The organism is Caulobacter sp. GW821-FHT09B11, assembly GCF_059418205.1.
In genome coordinates this window covers 119,799-137,761 of the sequence record NZ_JBWKPK010000013.1, presented here as the reverse complement: position 1 = coordinate 137,761, position 17,963 = coordinate 119,799, and the positions used below count along the sequence as shown (strand labels likewise).

At 70.3% G+C, this 17,963-nt stretch carries 14 protein-coding genes; 7 read left to right on the top strand and 7 right to left on the bottom strand.

What is annotated here, in order from left to right:
- Window positions 1–156 precede the first annotated feature (156 nt).
- Entirely contained in the window at window positions 157–3,033 is a 2,877-nt protein-coding gene (locus AC07N1_RS11950; protein WP_494672018.1) for a bifunctional [glutamine synthetase] adenylyltransferase/[glutamine synthetase]-adenylyl-L-tyrosine phosphorylase, read from the bottom strand.
- A gap of 96 nt (window positions 3,034–3,129) precedes the next feature.
- Here AC07N1_RS11950 and AC07N1_RS11945 point away from each other — a divergent pair, with 96 nt between their 5' ends.
- The 3 genes from AC07N1_RS11945 (at window position 3,130) to AC07N1_RS11935 (ending at window position 5,193) form a co-directional block, all read left to right on the top strand.
- A complete protein-coding gene (locus AC07N1_RS11945; protein WP_494672017.1) occupies window positions 3,130–3,498 on the top strand; it encodes a BlaI/MecI/CopY family transcriptional regulator in 369 nt (122 codons plus the stop codon).
- The gene (locus AC07N1_RS11940; RefSeq protein ID WP_494672016.1) at window positions 3,488–4,396 is read left to right on the top strand and encodes a M56 family metallopeptidase; all 909 of its coding nucleotides are present in this window, start codon (window positions 3,488–3,490) and stop codon (window positions 4,394–4,396) included. Before AC07N1_RS11945 ends, AC07N1_RS11940 begins: the two co-directional genes overlap by 11 nt.
- 242 nt (window positions 4,397–4,638) lie before the next feature.
- Window positions 4,639–5,193 carry a hypothetical protein gene (locus AC07N1_RS11935; RefSeq protein WP_494672015.1) on the top strand — a complete coding sequence of 185 codons (555 nt, stop codon included), beginning with the start codon at window positions 4,639–4,641 and terminating at the stop codon, window positions 5,191–5,193.
- A gap of 190 nt (window positions 5,194–5,383) precedes the next feature.
- Here the strand turns inward: AC07N1_RS11935 and AC07N1_RS11930 are convergent, their stop codons facing one another.
- Window positions 5,384–6,808, bottom strand: a complete 1,425-nt coding sequence (locus tag AC07N1_RS11930) for a helix-turn-helix domain-containing protein (protein ID WP_494672014.1) — start codon at window positions 6,806–6,808, stop codon at window positions 5,384–5,386.
- A gap of 160 nt (window positions 6,809–6,968) precedes the next feature.
- On the opposite strand from AC07N1_RS11930, the gene AC07N1_RS11925 reads away from it, so the two are divergent.
- The 3 genes from AC07N1_RS11925 to aceB all read left to right on the top strand — a co-directional run bounded on the left by AC07N1_RS11925 (window position 6,969) and on the right by aceB (window position 10,726).
- Window positions 6,969–8,582: an isocitrate lyase gene (locus tag AC07N1_RS11925; RefSeq protein WP_494672013.1), complete on the top strand. Its 1,614-nt coding sequence runs from the start codon at window positions 6,969–6,971 to the stop codon at window positions 8,580–8,582.
- A gap of 54 nt (window positions 8,583–8,636) precedes the next feature.
- Window positions 8,637–8,867 carry a hypothetical protein gene (locus tag AC07N1_RS11920; RefSeq protein ID WP_408611073.1) on the top strand — a complete coding sequence of 77 codons (231 nt, stop codon included), beginning with the start codon at window positions 8,637–8,639 and terminating at the stop codon, window positions 8,865–8,867.
- A gap of 278 nt (window positions 8,868–9,145) precedes the next feature.
- Window positions 9,146–10,726, top strand: a complete 1,581-nt coding sequence (aceB, locus tag AC07N1_RS11915; protein WP_494672012.1) for a malate synthase A — start codon at window positions 9,146–9,148, stop codon at window positions 10,724–10,726.
- A 202-nt stretch (window positions 10,727–10,928) separates the two neighbouring features.
- On the opposite strand, the gene AC07N1_RS11910 is transcribed toward aceB, so the two are convergent.
- The 3 genes from AC07N1_RS11910 to AC07N1_RS11900 form a co-directional block, all read right to left on the bottom strand.
- Window positions 10,929–11,876: a polysaccharide deacetylase family protein gene (locus AC07N1_RS11910; protein ID WP_494672011.1), complete on the bottom strand. Its 948-nt coding sequence runs from the start codon at window positions 11,874–11,876 to the stop codon at window positions 10,929–10,931.
- 121 nt (window positions 11,877–11,997) lie between these two features.
- Window positions 11,998–12,543, bottom strand: coding sequence for a hypothetical protein (locus tag AC07N1_RS11905; RefSeq protein WP_494672010.1), 546 nt, complete (start codon window positions 12,541–12,543; stop codon window positions 11,998–12,000).
- Window positions 12,544–12,757: 214 nt separating this feature from the next.
- Window positions 12,758–13,501, bottom strand: coding sequence for a FadR/GntR family transcriptional regulator (locus AC07N1_RS11900; RefSeq protein WP_494672009.1), 744 nt, complete (start codon window positions 13,499–13,501; stop codon window positions 12,758–12,760).
- Between the two features lie 137 nt (window positions 13,502–13,638).
- Here AC07N1_RS11900 and manD point away from each other — a divergent pair, with 137 nt between their 5' ends.
- The gene (manD, locus tag AC07N1_RS11895; protein ID WP_494672020.1) at window positions 13,639–14,847 is read left to right on the top strand and encodes a D-mannonate dehydratase ManD; all 1,209 of its coding nucleotides are present in this window, start codon (window positions 13,639–13,641) and stop codon (window positions 14,845–14,847) included.
- Window positions 14,848–15,035: 188 nt separating this feature from the next.
- Here manD and AC07N1_RS11890 read toward each other — a convergent pair whose 3' ends face one another.
- Both AC07N1_RS11890 and AC07N1_RS11885 read right to left on the bottom strand, forming a co-directional pair.
- Window positions 15,036–15,758, bottom strand: coding sequence for a FadR/GntR family transcriptional regulator (locus AC07N1_RS11890; protein ID WP_494672008.1), 723 nt, complete (start codon window positions 15,756–15,758; stop codon window positions 15,036–15,038).
- A complete protein-coding gene (locus AC07N1_RS11885; protein WP_494672007.1) occupies window positions 15,755–17,941 on the bottom strand; it encodes a galactocerebrosidase in 2,187 nt (728 codons plus the stop codon). The genes AC07N1_RS11890 and AC07N1_RS11885 overlap by 4 nt, the downstream gene beginning before the upstream one ends.
- Window positions 17,942–17,963: the final 22 nt, after the last annotated feature.

The following is a 17,963-nucleotide window of genomic DNA, read 5'->3' as shown; positions in this document are numbered from 1 at the left end:
CCCCCCCCCCCCCCCCCCCCCCCCCCCCCCCCCCCCCCCCCCCCCCCCCCCCCCCCCCCCCCCCCCAGACCGGGCTCAGCGCTCTGTCACTCGCCCCCTCCGTCACGGCGCTGATAGCGCCGCGCCACCTCCCCCGTTTCACGGGGGAGGAGCTTGCTACGCCTTCACGACCGCCTCGAACGCTGCCCGGGCCTCGGCCTTGGCCTTCAGCAGCTTGGCTTTCAGCGAGCGGAACTGGGTCACGTGCCCGGCCCGCGCCAGCAGCGCCCGGAAGGCCTTGGGTTCGCTCTCCGGGTCGTCGCCGTTCTCCAGCGCCACCTTGATCAGCTGCGACAGGTCCTGCTCGAGCCGCCAGGCCAACAGGGCCGCGTTGAGCGAGGCCTTGTCGGCGAGGCCCGCCGCGATCAGGGCCGACAGGGCCTCGCCGGTGTTCTGCGCCAGCGGACCGCCGTCAGGGCCATGGGCCAGCTGCAGGAACTGGGCGATGAATTCGATGTCGACCAGGCCGCCAGGTTCGAGCTTCAGATCCCACGGGCCCTTGCCGGGACGCTCGCGCTCCATCAGCTCGCGCATGTCGAGCACGTCGGCGGCGGTTTTCGCCACGTCGCGCGGCCGGCGCAGGGCCGCCTCGATCGCCCCCTCCGCCCGCGCCTTGAAGTCCGGCGAGCTGGCCCAGATCACCCGGGCGCGGGTCAGGGCCAGAAGCTCCCAGGTCTCGGACTCGCGCTCGTAATAGTCCTCGAAGGCGGCGAAGCTGACGGCCACCGGTCCCTTGCTGCCCGAGGGGCGCAGCTTGAGATCCACCTCATAGAGCGTGCCCTCGGCCGTCGGGGCCGACAGGGCCGAGGTCAGGCGCTGGGTGAAACGGGCGTAGAAGACGTCGGCGCTCCAGCCTTTGATCTCGGAGGCGCCGGCCGGGTCGTCGGCGGCGTAGAGCGTCATCAGGTCGAGGTCGGACTTGGCGGTCATCTCGCGCGAGCCGGCCTTGCCCAGGGCGACCACGGCCACCTGGCCCGGGAAGGCGCCGCCCAGCCGCTCGACCTCGGCCAGGGCGGCCGGCGCCAGGCCGCCGACGATCAGGTCGCCCAGGTCGGCGAAGGCGCGGCCCACGTCGCGGGCGTCGGCCGTGCCGCTCATCACCCGCACCCCGATCCGGAACGACTGGTCGCGGAACAGGCGCCGAGCGGCGTCCATCGACGGTTCGAACTCGGCGGGATCCCACGGGATGTCGGCGGGAACCTCCATCGGGCCGAAGAAGGCCGGATCGAGCAGGGCGTCCAATGCCGTCGGCCGGCGGGCCAGGGTGGTGGCCAGGCGCGGGGCGAAGGCCATGACCTGCACCACCAGCTCGAACAGCCGCGGCTGGGCCAGGAACAGCGACTGGATCTGCACCCCGGAACTCAGCGAGGCGAAGAAGTCGGCGAAGCGGTTGAAGGCCGCGTCCGGCGCGCCCGTGGCGTTGGCCGCGTCCAGCAGGCGGGGGGCCAGGCGCGTGAAGAGTTCGCGGCCGCGCTCGGTGCGGGTGGCGGCGATGTGGCCGTGATGCCAGCCGCGGATGGTGGCGGCCACGCGATCGGGCGCGGAAAAGCCCATGCGCTTGAGGGTGGCCAGGGTCTCCGGATCGTCCTCGACGCCGGTGAAGACCAGGCTGCCGAAGCGGGACGACAGCTCCTCCTCGCCCTTGAACAGCGCGCCGTAGCGCTGGTTGACGCCCTTCAGCATCTTGCCGACGGCGGCGTCGAAGCTGCGCAGGTTGCCGTGGTCCCACAGGGCGGCGACCTTCTTCCGGTCGGCGTCGGACTCCGGCAGCTTGTGGGTCTGGTCGTCGGCGATCATCTGGGCCCGGTGCTCCAGGGCGCGCAGGTCGTGATAGGCGGCGGTCAGGTAGGCGCAGTCGTCGGGGGTGACGTGGCCGGCGTCGCGCAGGGCGGCCAGGGCGTCCAGGGTGCGGGGGCTGCGCAGGTCCGGATGGCGGCCGCCCAGGATCAGCTGCTGGGTCTGGACGAAGAACTCGATCTCGCGGATGCCGCCGCGCCCCAGCTTCAGGTCCGCGCCCTTGGCCTCCAGCCGCTCGTCCACCTTGTAGGCGTGGATCTGGCGCTTGATCGAATGGATGTCGGCGATGGCGGCGAAGTCGAGATTGCGTCGCCAGATGAAGGGCTGCAGCTCGGCCAGGAACGCCTCGCCGCGCGCCAGGTCGCCGGCCGCGATCCGGGCCTTGATGTGGGCCGCCCGCTCCCAGTTCTGGCCGACGCTTTCGTAGTAGTCCAAGGCCGCGTCGATCGGCATGGCCGGCGGGGTGGAGCTTGGGTCGGGACGCAGGCGCAGGTCGATGCGGAAGACGTAGCCGTCGGCGGTGCGCTCGGCCAGCATCCGGCCCAGGTGCTGGGTCAGGCGAACGGCGACGCCCTGCGGCTCTGTCCCCTCGCTCACCGGCAGGGCCTCGGGCGCGTAGAAGATCGAAAAATCGATGTCGCTGGAATAGTTCAGCTCATGGGCGCCGTGCTTGCCCATGGCGATGCAGAAGAGGCCCGGGATCGGACCGTCCTCGCCGTCTCCGACATGGGTGAGGGCGCCGCGCGCCACCTCGACCCGGGCGGCCTGGGCGAGGGCGGCATGCAGCGAGGCGTCGGCGAAGCGGGTGAGGGCGCCGGTCACCGCGTCCAGGTCCCAGACGCCGCCGAGGTCGGCGAGGGCGGTCAGCAGGTGCAGGTCGGCCTTCAGCTCACGGAGGGTCTTGCGGGCGGTCTCGAAATCCGGCTCGGCGGCGACGGCCTCTGCGGCGGCCAGGATATCCGACAGCCGCGCCTGCGGGTCGCTCTCCAGGATCGTCGGCAGGCGCGCGCCGTCGCGACGGGCCAAGCCCGCGAGGTAGGGGCTGGCGGCGAACACCGGGGCCAGGGCCGGCCAGGCGGCGTCGATGGCGGTCATCTTCTCACCGGCGCGACGGGCGATCCCCTCGTGGGCCCGCTCGGCGGCCTTGGGATCGACGATCGGGCCGCAGGGGGCGAGGCGTTCCAGAAGGCGAGTCATAGCGCCACTCTTACCCGGCGGTCCGCGTCCGCCAAGCATCGCTTGACGATGTCATTTACGGGCGTAATCATTCCCGCAACAGAGTAGCGGGCCGTCATGAGCATCACCCAAGCCGAAAGCCACGTCATGGAGGCGCTCTGGACCCAGAGCCCTCTGACCGTCGAGGAGATCCTCGAGGCCGTCGCCGCCCCGCAGGGCTGGGGCGAGGCCACGGTCAAGACGCTGATCAACCGCCTGCTCAAGCGCAAGGCCATCGAGTCGCGCCGCATCGACGGCCGCGTGCGCTACGTGCCGATCGTCAGCCGGGCCGAGTATCTGCAAAGCGAGAGCCAGGGCCTGCTCGACCGATTGTTCGACGGCCGGCTGACGCCCCTGGTCGCGCATTTCGCCAAGCATCGCTCGCTGTCGCCCGACGAGGTCAAGCAGCTGAAACAGCTGATCGCGGAGCTGGACGATGCTGGTTGATCTGCTGGCCCTGACCCTGCTGCGGGTGCAGTTCGCCGCCGCCGCCGGGGTGTTGCTGGTCCTGGCGCTGCGGGTTCCGGTGCGCCGCCTGGTCGGCCCCGAGGCGGTCTACAAGCTGTGGCGCCTGGCGCCGATCGCGGCCCTGGTCAGCATCTTCCCCAGCTTGTCGGAGGCCCTGAAGGCGGGCGCCGCGGCCCAGCCGCCCGAGCGCCTGCTGGCCGTGGCCATGCTGACGGTGTGGGTCGCCGGGGTCGTCGGCCTGGCCGGCCTGATCGCCCTGGCCGAGCGGGCCTTCCGCGCCCGCGCCCGCGCCGGGCTGGAGGGACCGGCGGTGATGGGCGTCTTCTGTCCGCGCCTGGTCATTCCCCACGACTTCGCCAAGCGGTTCGATGCGGCCGAGCGCGAGCTCGTCCTGGCCCACGAGCGCGCCCACATGCGGCGCGGCGACCCGCGCGGCAACCTGATCATCACCGCCTGCCAGGTGCTGGGCTGGCTGAACCCCTTCGTCCACCTGGGCGCGGCCATCGCCCGCCTGGACCAGGAGATCGCCTGCGACGCCGACGTCGTGGCCCTGACGCCCAAGGCCCGCAAGCGCTACGCCGAGACCCTGATGAAGGCCCACGCCTGCACGGCCGCCTCGCCCCTGGCCTGCGCCTTCGGCCGCCATCCGCTGGTCGCCCGCGTGCGGGTGCTGGCCGGGCCCGGTCCGGTCGCCGCCGAGGGACTGACGGTCACCATCGCGGCCCTGACGGCCATGACCATCCTGGCGGTCTGGACCCTGACCCCGCGCGGCCTGGACGTTCCGCCCTTCCGCGTGCCGGGCGGCGAAGCCCGCGTGTTCGTCGACGGCGTCACCCCGCCGCCGCTGAGCCGGCATGTCGAGGCGCTGGCGCAGTAGGGGGCTCGCGCCGCCTGACCTCCAGCGTCATCCCGGAAACGGCGAAGCCGTTATCCGGGACCCAGGGGACCGGGCGCCGCGCTTGGGTTCGCCGCCTTGTTCGCTGGCCCACTCTATGCGGCGGCCCTTGGGTCCCGGCTCTGCGCGCTTCGCGCGCCGGCCGGGATGACGATCAAAATGCAGGGTTGCATGGCTTAAAACTACATGCGTAATATTCTTGTGTCCCCACGAGGAAATTGCCCGTGTCGTTCGTCCTGCCCGTCCCCGACGCCCAAGCGGGCCGCAAGCGCGCCGCCCGGGTCTGGCGCATTCTCGGCGCGGCGCTGGCCCTGGCGCTGCTGGCCGCCCTGGCCTACGCCGTCTTCGACTTCATCCGCTTCGAGCGGGCCATGGGAGCGCTGCCGCCGGCCAAGGGCGAGGCGCTGGGGCCGGCGCGGGCGCAGGCCGCCCGGCGCTGGGCGGTGGTGCGTCCGGCGCTGGTGGCGCGGCTGAAGCAGTCGCGGGAGCTGGAGCTGGGCGGGGTGTGGATGATGCGCGGCGGCCGGGTCTGCGGCGTGGTCAACGGCAAGACCAGCTTCGGCGGCTTCACCGGCATGACCCGGTTCTACACCGATGGGGACGTTCCGGTGTTCGCCTATGACGACCGCGGGGCGTTCCGCGAGCACTGGCATCAGTGCGATCGCGACCGCTGGGCGGTGATCCGCCAGGGCTCGGACGAGACGGGCTTCTGCGCGACGAAGTTCGGGGCGACGCGGTGCTACACGGTGCGGGTGCAGGCGAGAACGATGCCGCGGTGAGGGGGGTGGCCTCACCCTCCCAATACTCCCGTCATTCCCGCCCTTGTGGCGGGAACCCCTGGTTCGGTTCGCACGTGAGGCGCAAGCGGACTGCTGAGCAGTCCGCCCCCTTCCGCCCTTGCGGCTGATAGAGGGGTTCCCGCCACAAGGGCGGGAATGACGGGAGTATTTGGGAAGGCGGAGATCGCGATCACCGCGCGAACGGGAACGGTGTCACCGACTTGGTGGCTTCCTCGACCAGGAGCGTCCGGTTGATCGGCGCGGCGGCGCGCTGCGGGCAGGCGGGGCGTTCGCAGATGCGGCAGGAGGGGCCGATCTCGACGGTGACGGGCGAGGCGATGTCGAGACCTCGGGCGTAGACCATCTTGGCCGCGTATTTCAGCTCGCAGCCCAGGCCGATGACCAGCTCGTCCTCTAGTCCGGCCTGCAGGCCCGACACCCGCCGCACGGTGCGCGACAGGGTGAAGTAGCGCTCGCCGTCGGGGGTCTCGATCACCTGGGTGACGATGCGGCCGGGAGTCTTGAAGCTGTCGTGGACGTTCCAGCGCGGGCAGGCGCCGCCGAAGCGCGAGAACGGGAAGGGGCCGGCGGCGAAGCGCTTGGAGATGTTGCCCGCCGCGTCCAGCCGCATCATGAAGAACGGCACGCCCCGGGCGCCGGGCCGGCTGAGCGTGGTTAGCCGCTGGGCGGCCTGCTCGTAGCTGACGCCGAACCGCGAGCGGGCCCGCTCGATGTCGTAGCCGGTGGCCTCCATGGCCGCGTGGAACGGCTCGTAGGGCATCATGATCGCGGCGGCGAGGTAGTTGTCGAGGAACACCTTGAGCAGCTGGCGCGTGGCCCGGTCGGGGGCGGCGAAGCGGTCGGCGAGGCGGGTCAAGGCGTCCGGCGCCTCCATCAGGCCCAGCTGGTAGCACATGGCGAAGATGCGGCTGGCCGGAGCCAGGGTCTCCGACACCATCAGCCGCTTGCGGTGGTGGTCGTAGCGGCGCAGCGAGCCGGACATCACCTCGACCGGCATGACCCGCACCTGGATGCCGAACCGTTCCAGCAGCCGTTCGCGCACGGCGGGGCCGAGGTCCTGCGGGTCGGCGTCGAGCGCCGCGACAATGGCCTCGGCCGCCGTCTCCAGCTCGGCGAAGTGGTTGCGCTGTGAGCCCACGAGGTCGCGCACCCAGTCGGTGGGCGAGGACGAGACGGCGGGCGTCCCGTCCGGCCGCTCGAAGGCGCCCAGGTCGATCATCCGGCCGCGGTCGAGATAAGCGCGGTAGAGGCGGGTCACGGCCTCGGCCAGGGCCGGCGACAGCTCGGCCACCTCGGCGGCCTCGTGGCGGCCGATGCCCAGGTCGGCGAACATCTTGTCGGCCAGCACCTCCTCCAGGCCCGCGCCGCCGCCGGGATCGTCGGCCGACAGGGTGCGCAGGTCGAGGTCGTAGGCTTCCGCCAGGCGCAGCAGCATCTGGGCGGTGACCGGCCGCTGGTTGCGTTCCAGCAGGTTCAGATAGCTGGGCGAGACGCCCAGCTCCTCGGCCATGCGGGCCTGGGTGACGCCGATGTCGCGCCGCAGCCGCTTGAGCCGGCCGCCCAGGAAAAGCTTCTTGTCCGTCGTCGTGACCATGGATGTCATGTTGTCACGGATTTACAAATTACACAAAGTAAATTCATGACAAATCGTCTTCAATAGGTTCGACCGTATCAGGCCCGCCGCGTTAGCTCCCCAAGACGAAATCACGCCCGCCTCCCAATCAGCGGGCCCCGAACGGGGAAGTACGACGACCATGCGCAAGACCTACGCCGAGCACCGCCAGGACCTCCTCGCCCGCTATCCGCAAGGCGTGACGCCGGGCGGCGTCGCCATCGACGACATCATCCAGCTGAAGCTGCAGAACATCTATTCCACCCACCTCGACATCGCCCGCGACATGGCCGTCGTCATGCGCGCCGACATGGCCGCCTATGACGCCGACAGCTCCAAGTTCACCCAGTCGCTGGGCTGCTGGTCGGGCTTCCACGCCCAGCAGATGATCAAGTCGGTCAAGCGCCTGCGCGGCACGACCAAGGGCGCCTATGTCTATCTGTCGGGCTGGATGGTCGCGGGCCTGCGCAACCGCTTCGGCCACCTGCCGGACCAGTCGATGCACGAGAAGACCTCGGTCGTCGACCTGATCGAAGAGATCTACGTCTCGCTGCGCCAGGCCGACGAAGTGGCCATCAACGACCTCTTCAAGACCCTGACCGCCGCCCGCAAGGCCGGCGACCAGGTCGCCGAACAGGCCGCGATCAAGGCCATCGACGGCTTCGAGACCCACGTCGTTCCGATCATCGCCGACATCGACGCCGGCTTCGGCAACGAGAACGCCACCTACCTGCTGGCCAAGGAGATGATCAAGGCCGGCGCCTGCTGCCTGCAGATCGAGAACCAGGTCAGCGACGCCAAGCAGTGCGGCCACCAGGACGGCAAGGTCACCGTGCCGCGCGAGGACTTCATCGAGAAGCTGCGCGCCTGCCGCCTGGCCTTCGAGGAACTGGGCGTCGACGAGGGCGTCATCGTCGCCCGCACCGACAGCCTGGGCGCGGGCCTGACCCAGAAGATCCCGGTCAGCCAGGAGCCGGGCGACCTGGCCAGCGACTACATCAAGTGGCTGAAGACCGAGGCGATCACGCCGGAAAACCCGATCCAGCCGGGCGAGCTGGCCCTTTACCGCGACGGCGAGTTCCAGAAGCCGGTGCGCATGCCCAACGGCCTCTTCGCCTTCCAGGATGGCACCGGCCGGGCCCGCGTCATCGAGGACTGCATCGCCTCGCTCACCCAGGGCGGCGCCGACCTGCTGTGGATCGAGACCGACACCCCCAATGTCGACGAGATCGCCGCCATGGTGGCCGAGGTCCGCAAGGCCGTGCCGAACGCCAAGCTGACCTACAACAACTCGCCGTCGTTCAACTGGACGCTCAATCTGCGCAAGCAGGTGCGCGACCAGTGGATCGCCGAGGGCAAGATCCATGCGGACAGCTATCCGGAAGGCGCGGCCCTGATGTCGGCCGACCTGGACGACACCGACCTGGGTCGCGAGACCGACGAGCGCCTGGCGCGCTTCCAGGTCGATATCGCCGCCCGGGCCGGGGTGTTCCACAACCTGATCACCCTGCCGACCTTCCACCTGACCGCCAAGAGCATGGACGAGTTGTCGCGCGGCTACTTCGGCGAGGGCCGCATGCGCGCCTACGTCAACACCGTGCAACGCGAGGAAATCCGCCGCGGCGTGTCGGCCGTGAAGCACCAGCACGAGGTCGGCTCGGATCTCGGCGACAGCTTCAAGGAGATGGTCGCCGGCGAGCGCGCCCTGAAGGCCGGCGGCGGCGCCAACACCATGAACCAGTTCGCCGCCGAATAGCGGCGAGCCTCAAACCCCTCCCGTCCCCCAAAGCCCGAACTGAGGAGAAACGTCATGACCAACGTCACGCAATTCGCTCCCGCCGCCATGCCGGATTCGTCGGCCCAGGACCGCGCCGTGGACCGTCTCGCCGAGGCCTCGCACCGCCTCAACGAAGCCGTCCGCCGCGCCATCGAGGCCGGCTACTCGGTCGAACTGGTGCGCACCTCGCGCCACCACGACGGCTCGGGCAACTGGGGCGACCAGATCGTCCCGACCATCCGGGCGACTGAAAAGAGCGCGTAAGACGCTCGATGCGTAGCGGGAAGGGAGGCGCCTGCTTCCTCCCTTACCCGCTCGCTCAAATCGTCATCCCGGAAAGCGCGCAGCGCTTATCCGGGACCCAGGGGCCGGCGCATTGTCGTTGAGGCTTCTTCGCGGTGGCCGACGCAATGCGGCGGCCCCTGGGTCCCGGCTCTTCCGCCCGCCTTCGCGGGCGTACGGCCGGGATGACGAGCATTGGGTGCGTCGTGCGCATCCGATAAACCTTCCAAAGTCCGCGTCACCACACCACGGAACACGCCATGCCCCTCGACATCGCCGCCAACGTCCAGATCCTCGGTCCGATCGAGGGTCGCGCGGTAGAGATCCTCACCCCCGAGGCCGTGGCCTTCGTGGCCGACCTGCACCGCCGCTTCGACGCTCGCCGCCGCGCCCTGCTGGCCGCGCGCGAAGCCCGGCAGGTCCGGTTCGACGCCGGCGAACTTCCTGATTTCCTGGCCGAGACCTCGCATGTCCGCGCCGCCGACTGGACCGTCGCGCCGATCCCGGCCGACCTCCAGGACCGCCGCGTCGAGATCACCGGTCCGGTCGACCGCAAGATGATCATCAACGCCCTCAATTGCGGGGCCAAGGTGTTCATGGCCGACTTCGAAGACGCCACGGCCCCCACCTGGGCCAATGTCGTCGAGGGTCAGGTCAACCTGAAGGACCGCTGGAACGGCGTCTTGGACCACGTCGATCCGAAGTCCGGAAAGGCTTACGCGCTGGGAGCCAACCCGGCCGTCCTGAAGGTCCGGCCTCGCGGCTGGCACCTTCCCGAACGCCACCTCGAAGTCGACGGCGCGCCTGTCGCCGGCGCGCTGTTCGACTTCGGCCTCTATGTCTTCCACAACGCCCACGCCGCTATCGCCAAGGGCTCTGGTCCGTACTTCTACCTGCCGAAGCTGGAGAGCCATCTCGAGGCCCGGCTGTGGAACGAGGTGTTCGTCCGCGCCCAGGAGGCGCTGGGCCTGCCGGTCGGGACCTTCAAGGCCACGGTGCTGATCGAGACGATCCCGGCCGCCTTCGAGATGGACGAGATCCTGTTCGAGCTGAAGGACCACATCGTCGGCCTCAACTGCGGCCGCTGGGACTACATCTTCTCGTTCATCAAGCGCCTGGGCCGCCGGCCTGAATTCCTGACGCCGGACCGCTCGGCCATGGTCATGGGCAAGGCGTTCCTGGGCGCCTATTCGCTGAAGCTGATCCAGACCTGCCACCGTCGCGGCGCCTTCGCGATGGGGGGCATGGCCGCCCAGATCCCGGTCAAGGGCGACGAGGCCGCCAACCAGGCCGCCTTCGCCAAGGTCCGCGCCGACAAGGAGCGCGAGGCCGGGGCCGGCCACGACGGCACCTGGGTCGCCCACCCGGATCTCGTGCCGGTGGCCATGGAGGTCTTCGACCGCCTGATGCCCGCGCCCAACCAGCTCGACAAGACGCTGGAAGGCCTGGAGATCACGCAAGGCCAGATGCTGGAGCTGCACGACGGCGCCCGCACCGAGACCGGCGTGCGCGAGGCCATCCGCGTCGGCGTGCGCTACACCCAGGCCTGGCTGGAAGGCCGGGGCGCGGTGCCGCTTTACAACCTGATGGAGGATGCGGCGACCGCCGAGATCTGCCGCACCCAGCTGTGGCAATGGGTGCGCCTGGCCGCCGAACTCGACGACGGCCGCGTGCTGACCTCGGAGCTGTTCATCGGCCTGTTCACCCAGGAGATGGGCGACCTGCGCCGCGAGCACGGCTCGCCGAAGCTGGAAGAGGCCGCGCACCTCTTCACCCGCATGGTGCTGGAGGAGGGGATGGAGGAGTTCCTGACCCTGCCGGCGTACGAGCTGATCGCGTAACCGCTTTCCTTCTCCCCTCGCGGGAGAAGAGCTTGCCCCGGACTTGATCCGGGGTGTCGCCGAAAGGCGACGGATGAGGGGTCTCTCAAATCTGAACGGTTGCGTCCGGTCGGGCCGGACTGGCGCGGCGGATCCTTTTGAGAGACCCCTCACCCGACCTCCTTCGGAGGCCACCCTCTCCCGCAAGGGGAGAGGGACCCAGCTATCGGCACAGCCCCTTCGGATCCACCGGCTTGCTCAGCGGCGGCGGCAGGGCCGACAGGTCGACGCCGGTGTTGCGGGCCGTGCGTTCCATGATCCCGTCGCCGCCGAGCCACTGCTCGGCCTGGGCGTAGGCCGGGTCCTTTTGGGCCGCTTCCAGGGTCACGTAGTGCGCGCCGGCCGCGTCGAGGCGATCGAGCACCTGGGGCAGCATCCGCGCCGACCAGCCGCCGACATGGGTCAGCAGCACCTGCGGGATCACCCGGCCATAGACCTTCAGCGAGACCGCCCGCATCCGCACGAGCGCGTCGTCGACGCCCTTGAGGTACTGGTCCTCCATCAGCCTGATCGCGGCCGCGTCGCCCTTGGCGGCGCAACGGGCGTAGGCGTCGGTATAGGCCCAGTCGTCGAACGAGACGCTGACGTGGGCGACCTTGTAGCCGTGGGCCTTCAGCCAGGCCGCCGCGCCGTCGTGGCGCTCGCGCGTCGCGCCGGTCGAAAGGTTGGGAAACCTCAGATACCGCCAACCCTGGCCCTGCATCCGCGAAGCTACCGCCGGCTCGCCGGCTTCGAGGTCGGCGATCCAGGCCTCGAGGCTGGCGGCCCTGTCGATGTTGAGGTGGGTGGCGGTGTGGTTGCCCAGCGGATGGCCGGCGGCGCGCCAGGCGTCGAGCGCGGCGTTGCTGTCGGGATCGTCGGCGTTGGCGCCGTTGACGAAGCCGAAGGCCTCGACCACGCCGTGGGCCTTGAAGAGGGCCGTGTGCTCCTGGGTGATCGACAGCCGGGTCATGCCGGGCGGCAGGGCGCCGTGGTCGGGCAGGTCGTCGACCGTGACGGCGACGTCGAAACGTTCAGGAGGAGCGGCGAGCGCCGGGCCGGCGATCAGCGCCAGCAACAGGGGCAAGGCGGCCGTGATCTGACGCGCGACTTGGCGGCGGCTGGGCGTCATGAAGCTTCCCCCGGACTGTCCTGGGCTCCGTCCCTATCAGGTCGAAAGCGGCCTTGGCCAGGGCGTCGGGGCGTTTCTCGGACAATTGGTATGGCCAATTGTCCGCAGGTTGCGCCCCCCTTCAGGCGCGGTGCAGCCGGTGCATGTCGTCGCGCCGCTGGCCGCCGATCGCGGCGGCGACGCTGGCGGCGAAGGCGCTGGTCAGGGCGCCGATGCCCAGGAACAGCGAGATCTGCGCGGCGATCTGGCCGGCGCGCATCACCTCGGCCGGGGCCAGGGTGTCGGGCGGGCTCACCTGGGGCGAGGCGGTCAGGGCGCCGAGCAGCAGCAGGGCCACGATGCTGGTCGCCCAGGCCAGCAGGCCGTGGGCGGTGTCGCGGAAATGCACCTCGTGGTCGTGGACGTGCAGCCACTTGGTCCGCAGCCGTCCGGCCAGATAGCCGCCGAGCATGCTGGCCACCACCTGGCAGGCGACGAAGACCGCGCCGACCAGCGGCGTGAAGTCGGCCGCGGTCAGTCCGGTCGGCCAGCGCGGGGCCATCTTCAGGCCAAGGCCGGCGCCCAGCGACACCAGCACGAACAGCAGGGCCACGCTCGCCGCGGCGCCGGCCAGGACAGCGTCCCAGCTGACGGCGGATTGGTGCTCTTCGGGGACGAGGTCCGACATCCGATCAGCTCCCGCCGGCTCAGAAGTGATGCGTGCAGAAGGCGAGCAGCAGGATGATCGGCAGGGGTACGCCGAGCAGCATCAGAAGGATCGATCGCATGGCCGGGTCATCCCTGCGCGAGGTGAGGGCGGGGCCTCCTTCGAGGCGGCGCCTGTTGCTCGCTGAACGGCCCCGGTCGGCCAATCGTTCCGGCCCCGCCGCGCGGGGCTCGCCTCAGGTGTAGCGGTCGCGGGTGGCGGCGATGCGGGCCTTGGCTTCTTCCAACTCCTGCACCTCGGTCGCCGCCAGCAGCGAGTTGAGCACGCGGGTGAGGTGGCGGCGCATGGCGTCGCGGGCGTCTTCCGAGGAGCGGGCGCGCAGGGCGGTGACGATGGCCGTGTGCTCGTCGATGCGCGGGATCACCCCGGCGGCGTGGGCCTTCTGGCCCATCAGCTTGGTCTGGGGCGAGCGGGCGCGGGCCTCCCATAGCATCTCGACGGCGGCGATCATGGCGCTGTTCTGGGTCGAGGAGGCGATCAGCATGTGGAAGCGGCGGTCGGCGTCCTCGGCGCGGTCGACGTCGCGGGCGTTCTCGGCCTGCATCTCGATCACGAGGCGGTCGAGTTCGTCGAGGGCCTCGTCGTCGATGCGCTTGGCGGCCATGGCGCAGGCCTCGGCCTCGATGGCGCGGCGGGCCTCCAGCAGCTCGAACGGGCCGATGTCGGTGTCGCCGGCCTGGCCCTGGGCGGGAAGCTGGGCCTTGACGTAGACGCCCGAGCCCAGCCGCACCTCGACCAGCCCATCCAGCTCCAGCGCGATGATGGCCTCGCGGATGGTCGGGCGGGACACCGAATAGGTCTGGGCCAGGTCGCGCTCGGACGGCAGGCGCTGGCCGACGGCATAGCGGCCCTCGGCGATCTGGCCGGCCAGATCGCGGGCGACGCGCTCGTAAAGACGGCCTTCGACCTTGGTGGACATAAGCGACCTTATAAATTGGTCAGGCCAATATGGACAGGCCGAACCGCTGGGACTATTGAACTCCCATGGAAGACCACGGGAATCTCGACGTGCATACTAGTCAAACCCAGCCGTTCAAGGCAGCCGGTCTGCCGCCGCTGCGAATTACGGCGGCGCGGGTGATCGTCACCTCGCCCGGCCGCAACTTCGTCACCCTGAAGATCGAGACCGACCAGGGCGTCTACGGCATCGGCGACGCCACCCTGAACGGGCGCGAGAAGACGGTGGTCTCGTATCTCGAGGACCACGTGATCCCGGTGCTGATCGGCCGCGACGCGCGCCGCATCGAGGACATCTGGCAGTATCTCTATCGCGGGGCCTACTGGCGTCGCGGTCCGGTGACCATGCGGGCCATCGCCGCCGTCGACGTGGCCCTGTGGGACATCAAGGCCAAGGCGCTGGGCGCGCCGCTGTACGACCTGCTGGGCGGGCGTTCGCGCGACGGCGTGCTGGTCTACGGCCACGCCAACGGCAGCGACCTGGAAGACACCGTCGAGGCCGTCGGCCGCTATATCGACGCCGGCTACAAGGCCGTGCGCGCCCAGTCGGGCGTGCCGGGCCTGGACCTGGCCTACGGCGTGGGTCGCGGCGACATGTACTACGAGCCGGCCGACGCCACCCTGCCGACCGAGACCACCTGGGACACCCGCAAGTACCTGCGCTACCTGCCGACCCTGTTCGAGGCGCTGCGCAAGGAGCACGGCTTCGACGTGGCCTTGCTGCACGACGGCCACCACCGGATGACCCCGCGCGAGGCGGCCCAGCTGGGCAAGAGCCTGGAGCCCTACGACCTCTTCTGGCTCGAGGACTCCACCCCGGCCGAGAACCAGGAGGCCTTCCGCCTGATCCGCCAGCACACCACCACGCCGCTGGCCGTGGGCGAGGTGTTCAACACGATCTGGGACGCCAAGGACCTGATCCAGGAACAGCTGATCGACTATATCCGCACCACCATCGTCGGAGCCGGCGGCCTGACCCACCTGCGCCGTATCGCCGACTTCGCCTCGCTGTGGCAGGTGCGCACCGGCTGCCACGGGGCCACCGACCTGTCGCCGGTGACCATGGGGACCGCGCTGCACTTCGACACCTGGGTTCCCAACTTCGGCATCCAGGAATACATGCGCCACTCGCCCGAGACCGACGCGGTGTTCCCGCACGACTACCGTTTCGACAAGGGCCTGCTCTACGTCGGCGACACCCCCGGCCACGGCGTCGACATCGACGAGGCCCTGGCGGCCAAGTACCCGTACGAGCCGCGCCAGCTGCCGGTCGCGCGCCTGGAAGACGGGACGATGTGGAACTGGTGATCCGCGGCTGACGCGCTTCACCCAAATTCCCGTCATTCCCGCCCTTGTGGCGGGAAACCCTCCATCAGCCGCAAGGGCGGATGAGGCGGACTGCCGAGCAGTCCGCTTGCACCTCACGTGCGAACCGAACCGGGGGTTCCCGCCACAAGGGCGGGAATGACGGGAGTTGAGGGTGGTGGCGTCGTCTTTCAGGGCATCGGCCGGCGGCGCTGCATCCGGGTCAGGTCCATCGGCTCCAGGATGCGCAGCAGCAGGTCGCGCATGGCGGCTTCGGCTTCGGCCGGGCGGCGGGCCAGGATGGCTTCGGCGATGCGGGCGTGGGCGGGCAGGTGGCGGTCGGCCTGCAGCTCGACGCCCGGGCGCTGGGCGCCGAAGCGCAGGGCCGCCTCGATGACGTCGCGCATGTGGCGGTGGAAGCGGTTGCCGCTGGCCTCCAGCACCGCCACATGGAAGGCGATGTCGGCCGCCAGCGGGTCTTCGTCGCCCTGCTCGGCGGCGGCCATGCGGGCCAGCGCCTGCTCCACCCCCGCCCGGCGGCGGGCGTCGGCCTCGCGGGCGGCCAGGGCGGCCGCCGTCGGCTCGACGCTGAGCCGCAGCTGGGTGAACTCGATCAGCAGGTCCAGCGAGAACTTCCGTGTACGGATCCACGACAGGATGTCGGGGTCCAGCAGGTTCCAGTCGTCCTCGGCGTTGACCGTGGTGCCGCGCCGCGCGCGGCTGGCCACCAGGCCCTTGGCGATCAGCATCTTCACCGCCTCCCGCACCACCGTGCGCGAGGTCTGGTAGCGATCGCAGATCTCGGTCTCGGTCGGGAAGGCCCGCACGGCGAAGGCGCCGGTGACGATCAGCTGGCCCAGGTCGTTGGCCAGGGTCTGGCTGAGGGTTCCCGCCGTGGTCAGCGAACGCGTCACGAGCGGGCTCCGTAGATGGGCGATTGGCGGGGCGAGGGCAGGGACGGCCGCGGCGTCGGCGCGCCGACCGCCTTGACGGTCAGGTCGTCGAACCACGGCGTGGAGAGGCGGGTCTTGTCGGCGCCGGCCAGCAGGCCCGCCATGCCGGCGGCGTAGAGCGTGTTCTCGGCGGTCAGCACCGGGGCGTCGTTGACAAGGCCCGTGATGCGCGGCCCCTGGAACCGCAGGGCCAGCCGCAGCCAGCGGCCCGGTCCGGCGCCGGCCAGGACGGTGTCGCCCAGCACCAGCTCGCCGCCCTCGCCCTCGAACTTTCCGGCCTTGATCATGGCCTGCTGCTCGGCGTCGCCGACGGCCTTCTTGGGATCCTTCTTGCCGCGGATGGCGACGAGGCGGCAGCGGCCGTCGTGGGCCAACTCCAGGAAGTAGCCCCTGGGCACGAAGCCATAGCCCGTGCCGACATGGTTGATCCGGCCCATCACGGCCGCCGTGTCGCCGGGGTTAAGCCAGACGGCGGCCGAGACCTCGTAGTCGCTCCAGGCCGCGTCGCCGAGAATGCTGTAGGGCCGCCAGTCCGGCGCCCAGGAGATGGTCGGGATCGGAACCACCTGGCGCAGGCAGCGGCCCGCCTTGCCGTCCGGCCGGTCGGCCAGCTCGAAGGCGCCGGCGATGTCGGCGGTGTAGCGCGGCAGCCAGCCGTGGGCGGCGGGCCGGGCGTAGCTGGCGAAGGTCTCGCGATAGGGGAACGGAAAGCGGGCCGGCGGCGGGACGGCCTCGAACGCTCCCTTGCGCTGGCCGCGCGTGGTCGACAGCGAATAGATGGCGTTGGGCGCCAGGGTGATCGAGACCGCCCCGTCCTCGATCACGAGGTCGTCCTGGCGCACGAACTGCTCGGCCGCGTCGCTGCGCCAGACGCACAGGGGCTTGCCGGAAAGCCGGCCGCCGACGGCGATGCGCAGGGTCTGCGGACCTGCTGCGTCCCTGGTCTCGACGATCAGGCTCCAGTCCTCGCCCGGCGACTTCAGCGTCACGTAGGAGCCGCCCTTGGGCAGCAGGCCGCCGCCGGCCGCCAGATAGGTCCAGCCCACTTCGCTGAACTGGCCGTAGTGGGCGTAGCCCCACAACGCCTCGCGCACCTTGTAGTGGCCGCTCCACGGCTCGTGGGCGAGGACGGCGGCGGGGTCTTCCGGGAAGGGCTCGATCGGATAGACGCCGGCGATGTCGTACCAGTTGACCACCTTGGTCGCGCCGCTGAGGACGTAGTTGTGGTTGAAGGCGCGGACGATGCCGATCGTGCAGTCGAAGCCCTTCAGATAGACGTGGTCCTCGGTGTTCCAGATCGGCTTGCCCATCGCTTTCGCCATGGCCTGCACCTCGGCCGAGGCGTGGCCGTTGGCGTAGAAGACGTGAGCGCCGATGACGTCGATGGCGTCGCGCAACTGCGGGTCGGCGGCCATGTCGGCGACGAAGTCGAGCTTGTCCTTGGGCCAGTTGTCGAAGGCGTGCAGCTTGACCTTCGCAAAGCCGCGCTGGTTCAGCGCCTGGCGGAAGGCCTTCACGAACGGATAGTCGGCGCCCTTCTCGTTGCGGCAGCCGATGGCGTCCATCTCCAGGCCATGGACCGAGCGCAGCCCCTCCAGCCACTTGATGTAGTAGTCGATGGTGTCGGCCGACCAGAACCGGCCGCCGCCCAGCCAGCCGGGCGCGCTCCAGGCCGCGCCGTCGAGGCTCAGGGCGGGGTTGCGCCGCTTGGCCTCGCGCAGGATCCACCACGTGTAGCCGCGCTCGTAGCTGAGGTCGTCGCGGGCGTGCATGTGGCTGGGCGTCGAGCCTTGCGTGGAATTGCCGTCGCCGGGGATCTCGACCAGCAGGGCGCTGACCGAGGCGCCGAATTTCGGTTTGTAGAGCAGGTCGAGGATCTGGCCGCGCTGGGGCTCGGGATAGTCCTTGAGCAGCACCGAGGTGGCGCCGCCGCCATTGACCACGCCGATCCCGTCGAAACGCGGGCCGCCGGCGTCGCCGCGCAGGGTGATCACGTGCTCGCCCGCGTCCTGGGCCGGCGCGGCGAAGGCGCGGCCGAGAAAGGCGTGGCAGAGGATAGAGGTCGCGCCCAGCAGGTGCAGGCGGCGCGAGAGGTCCGGTCGGCCGGACGGCGGGGAGGCCCCGCGAAACTTCCAGATCGCCATCGGTGAGCCCTGTCGGTCGCGG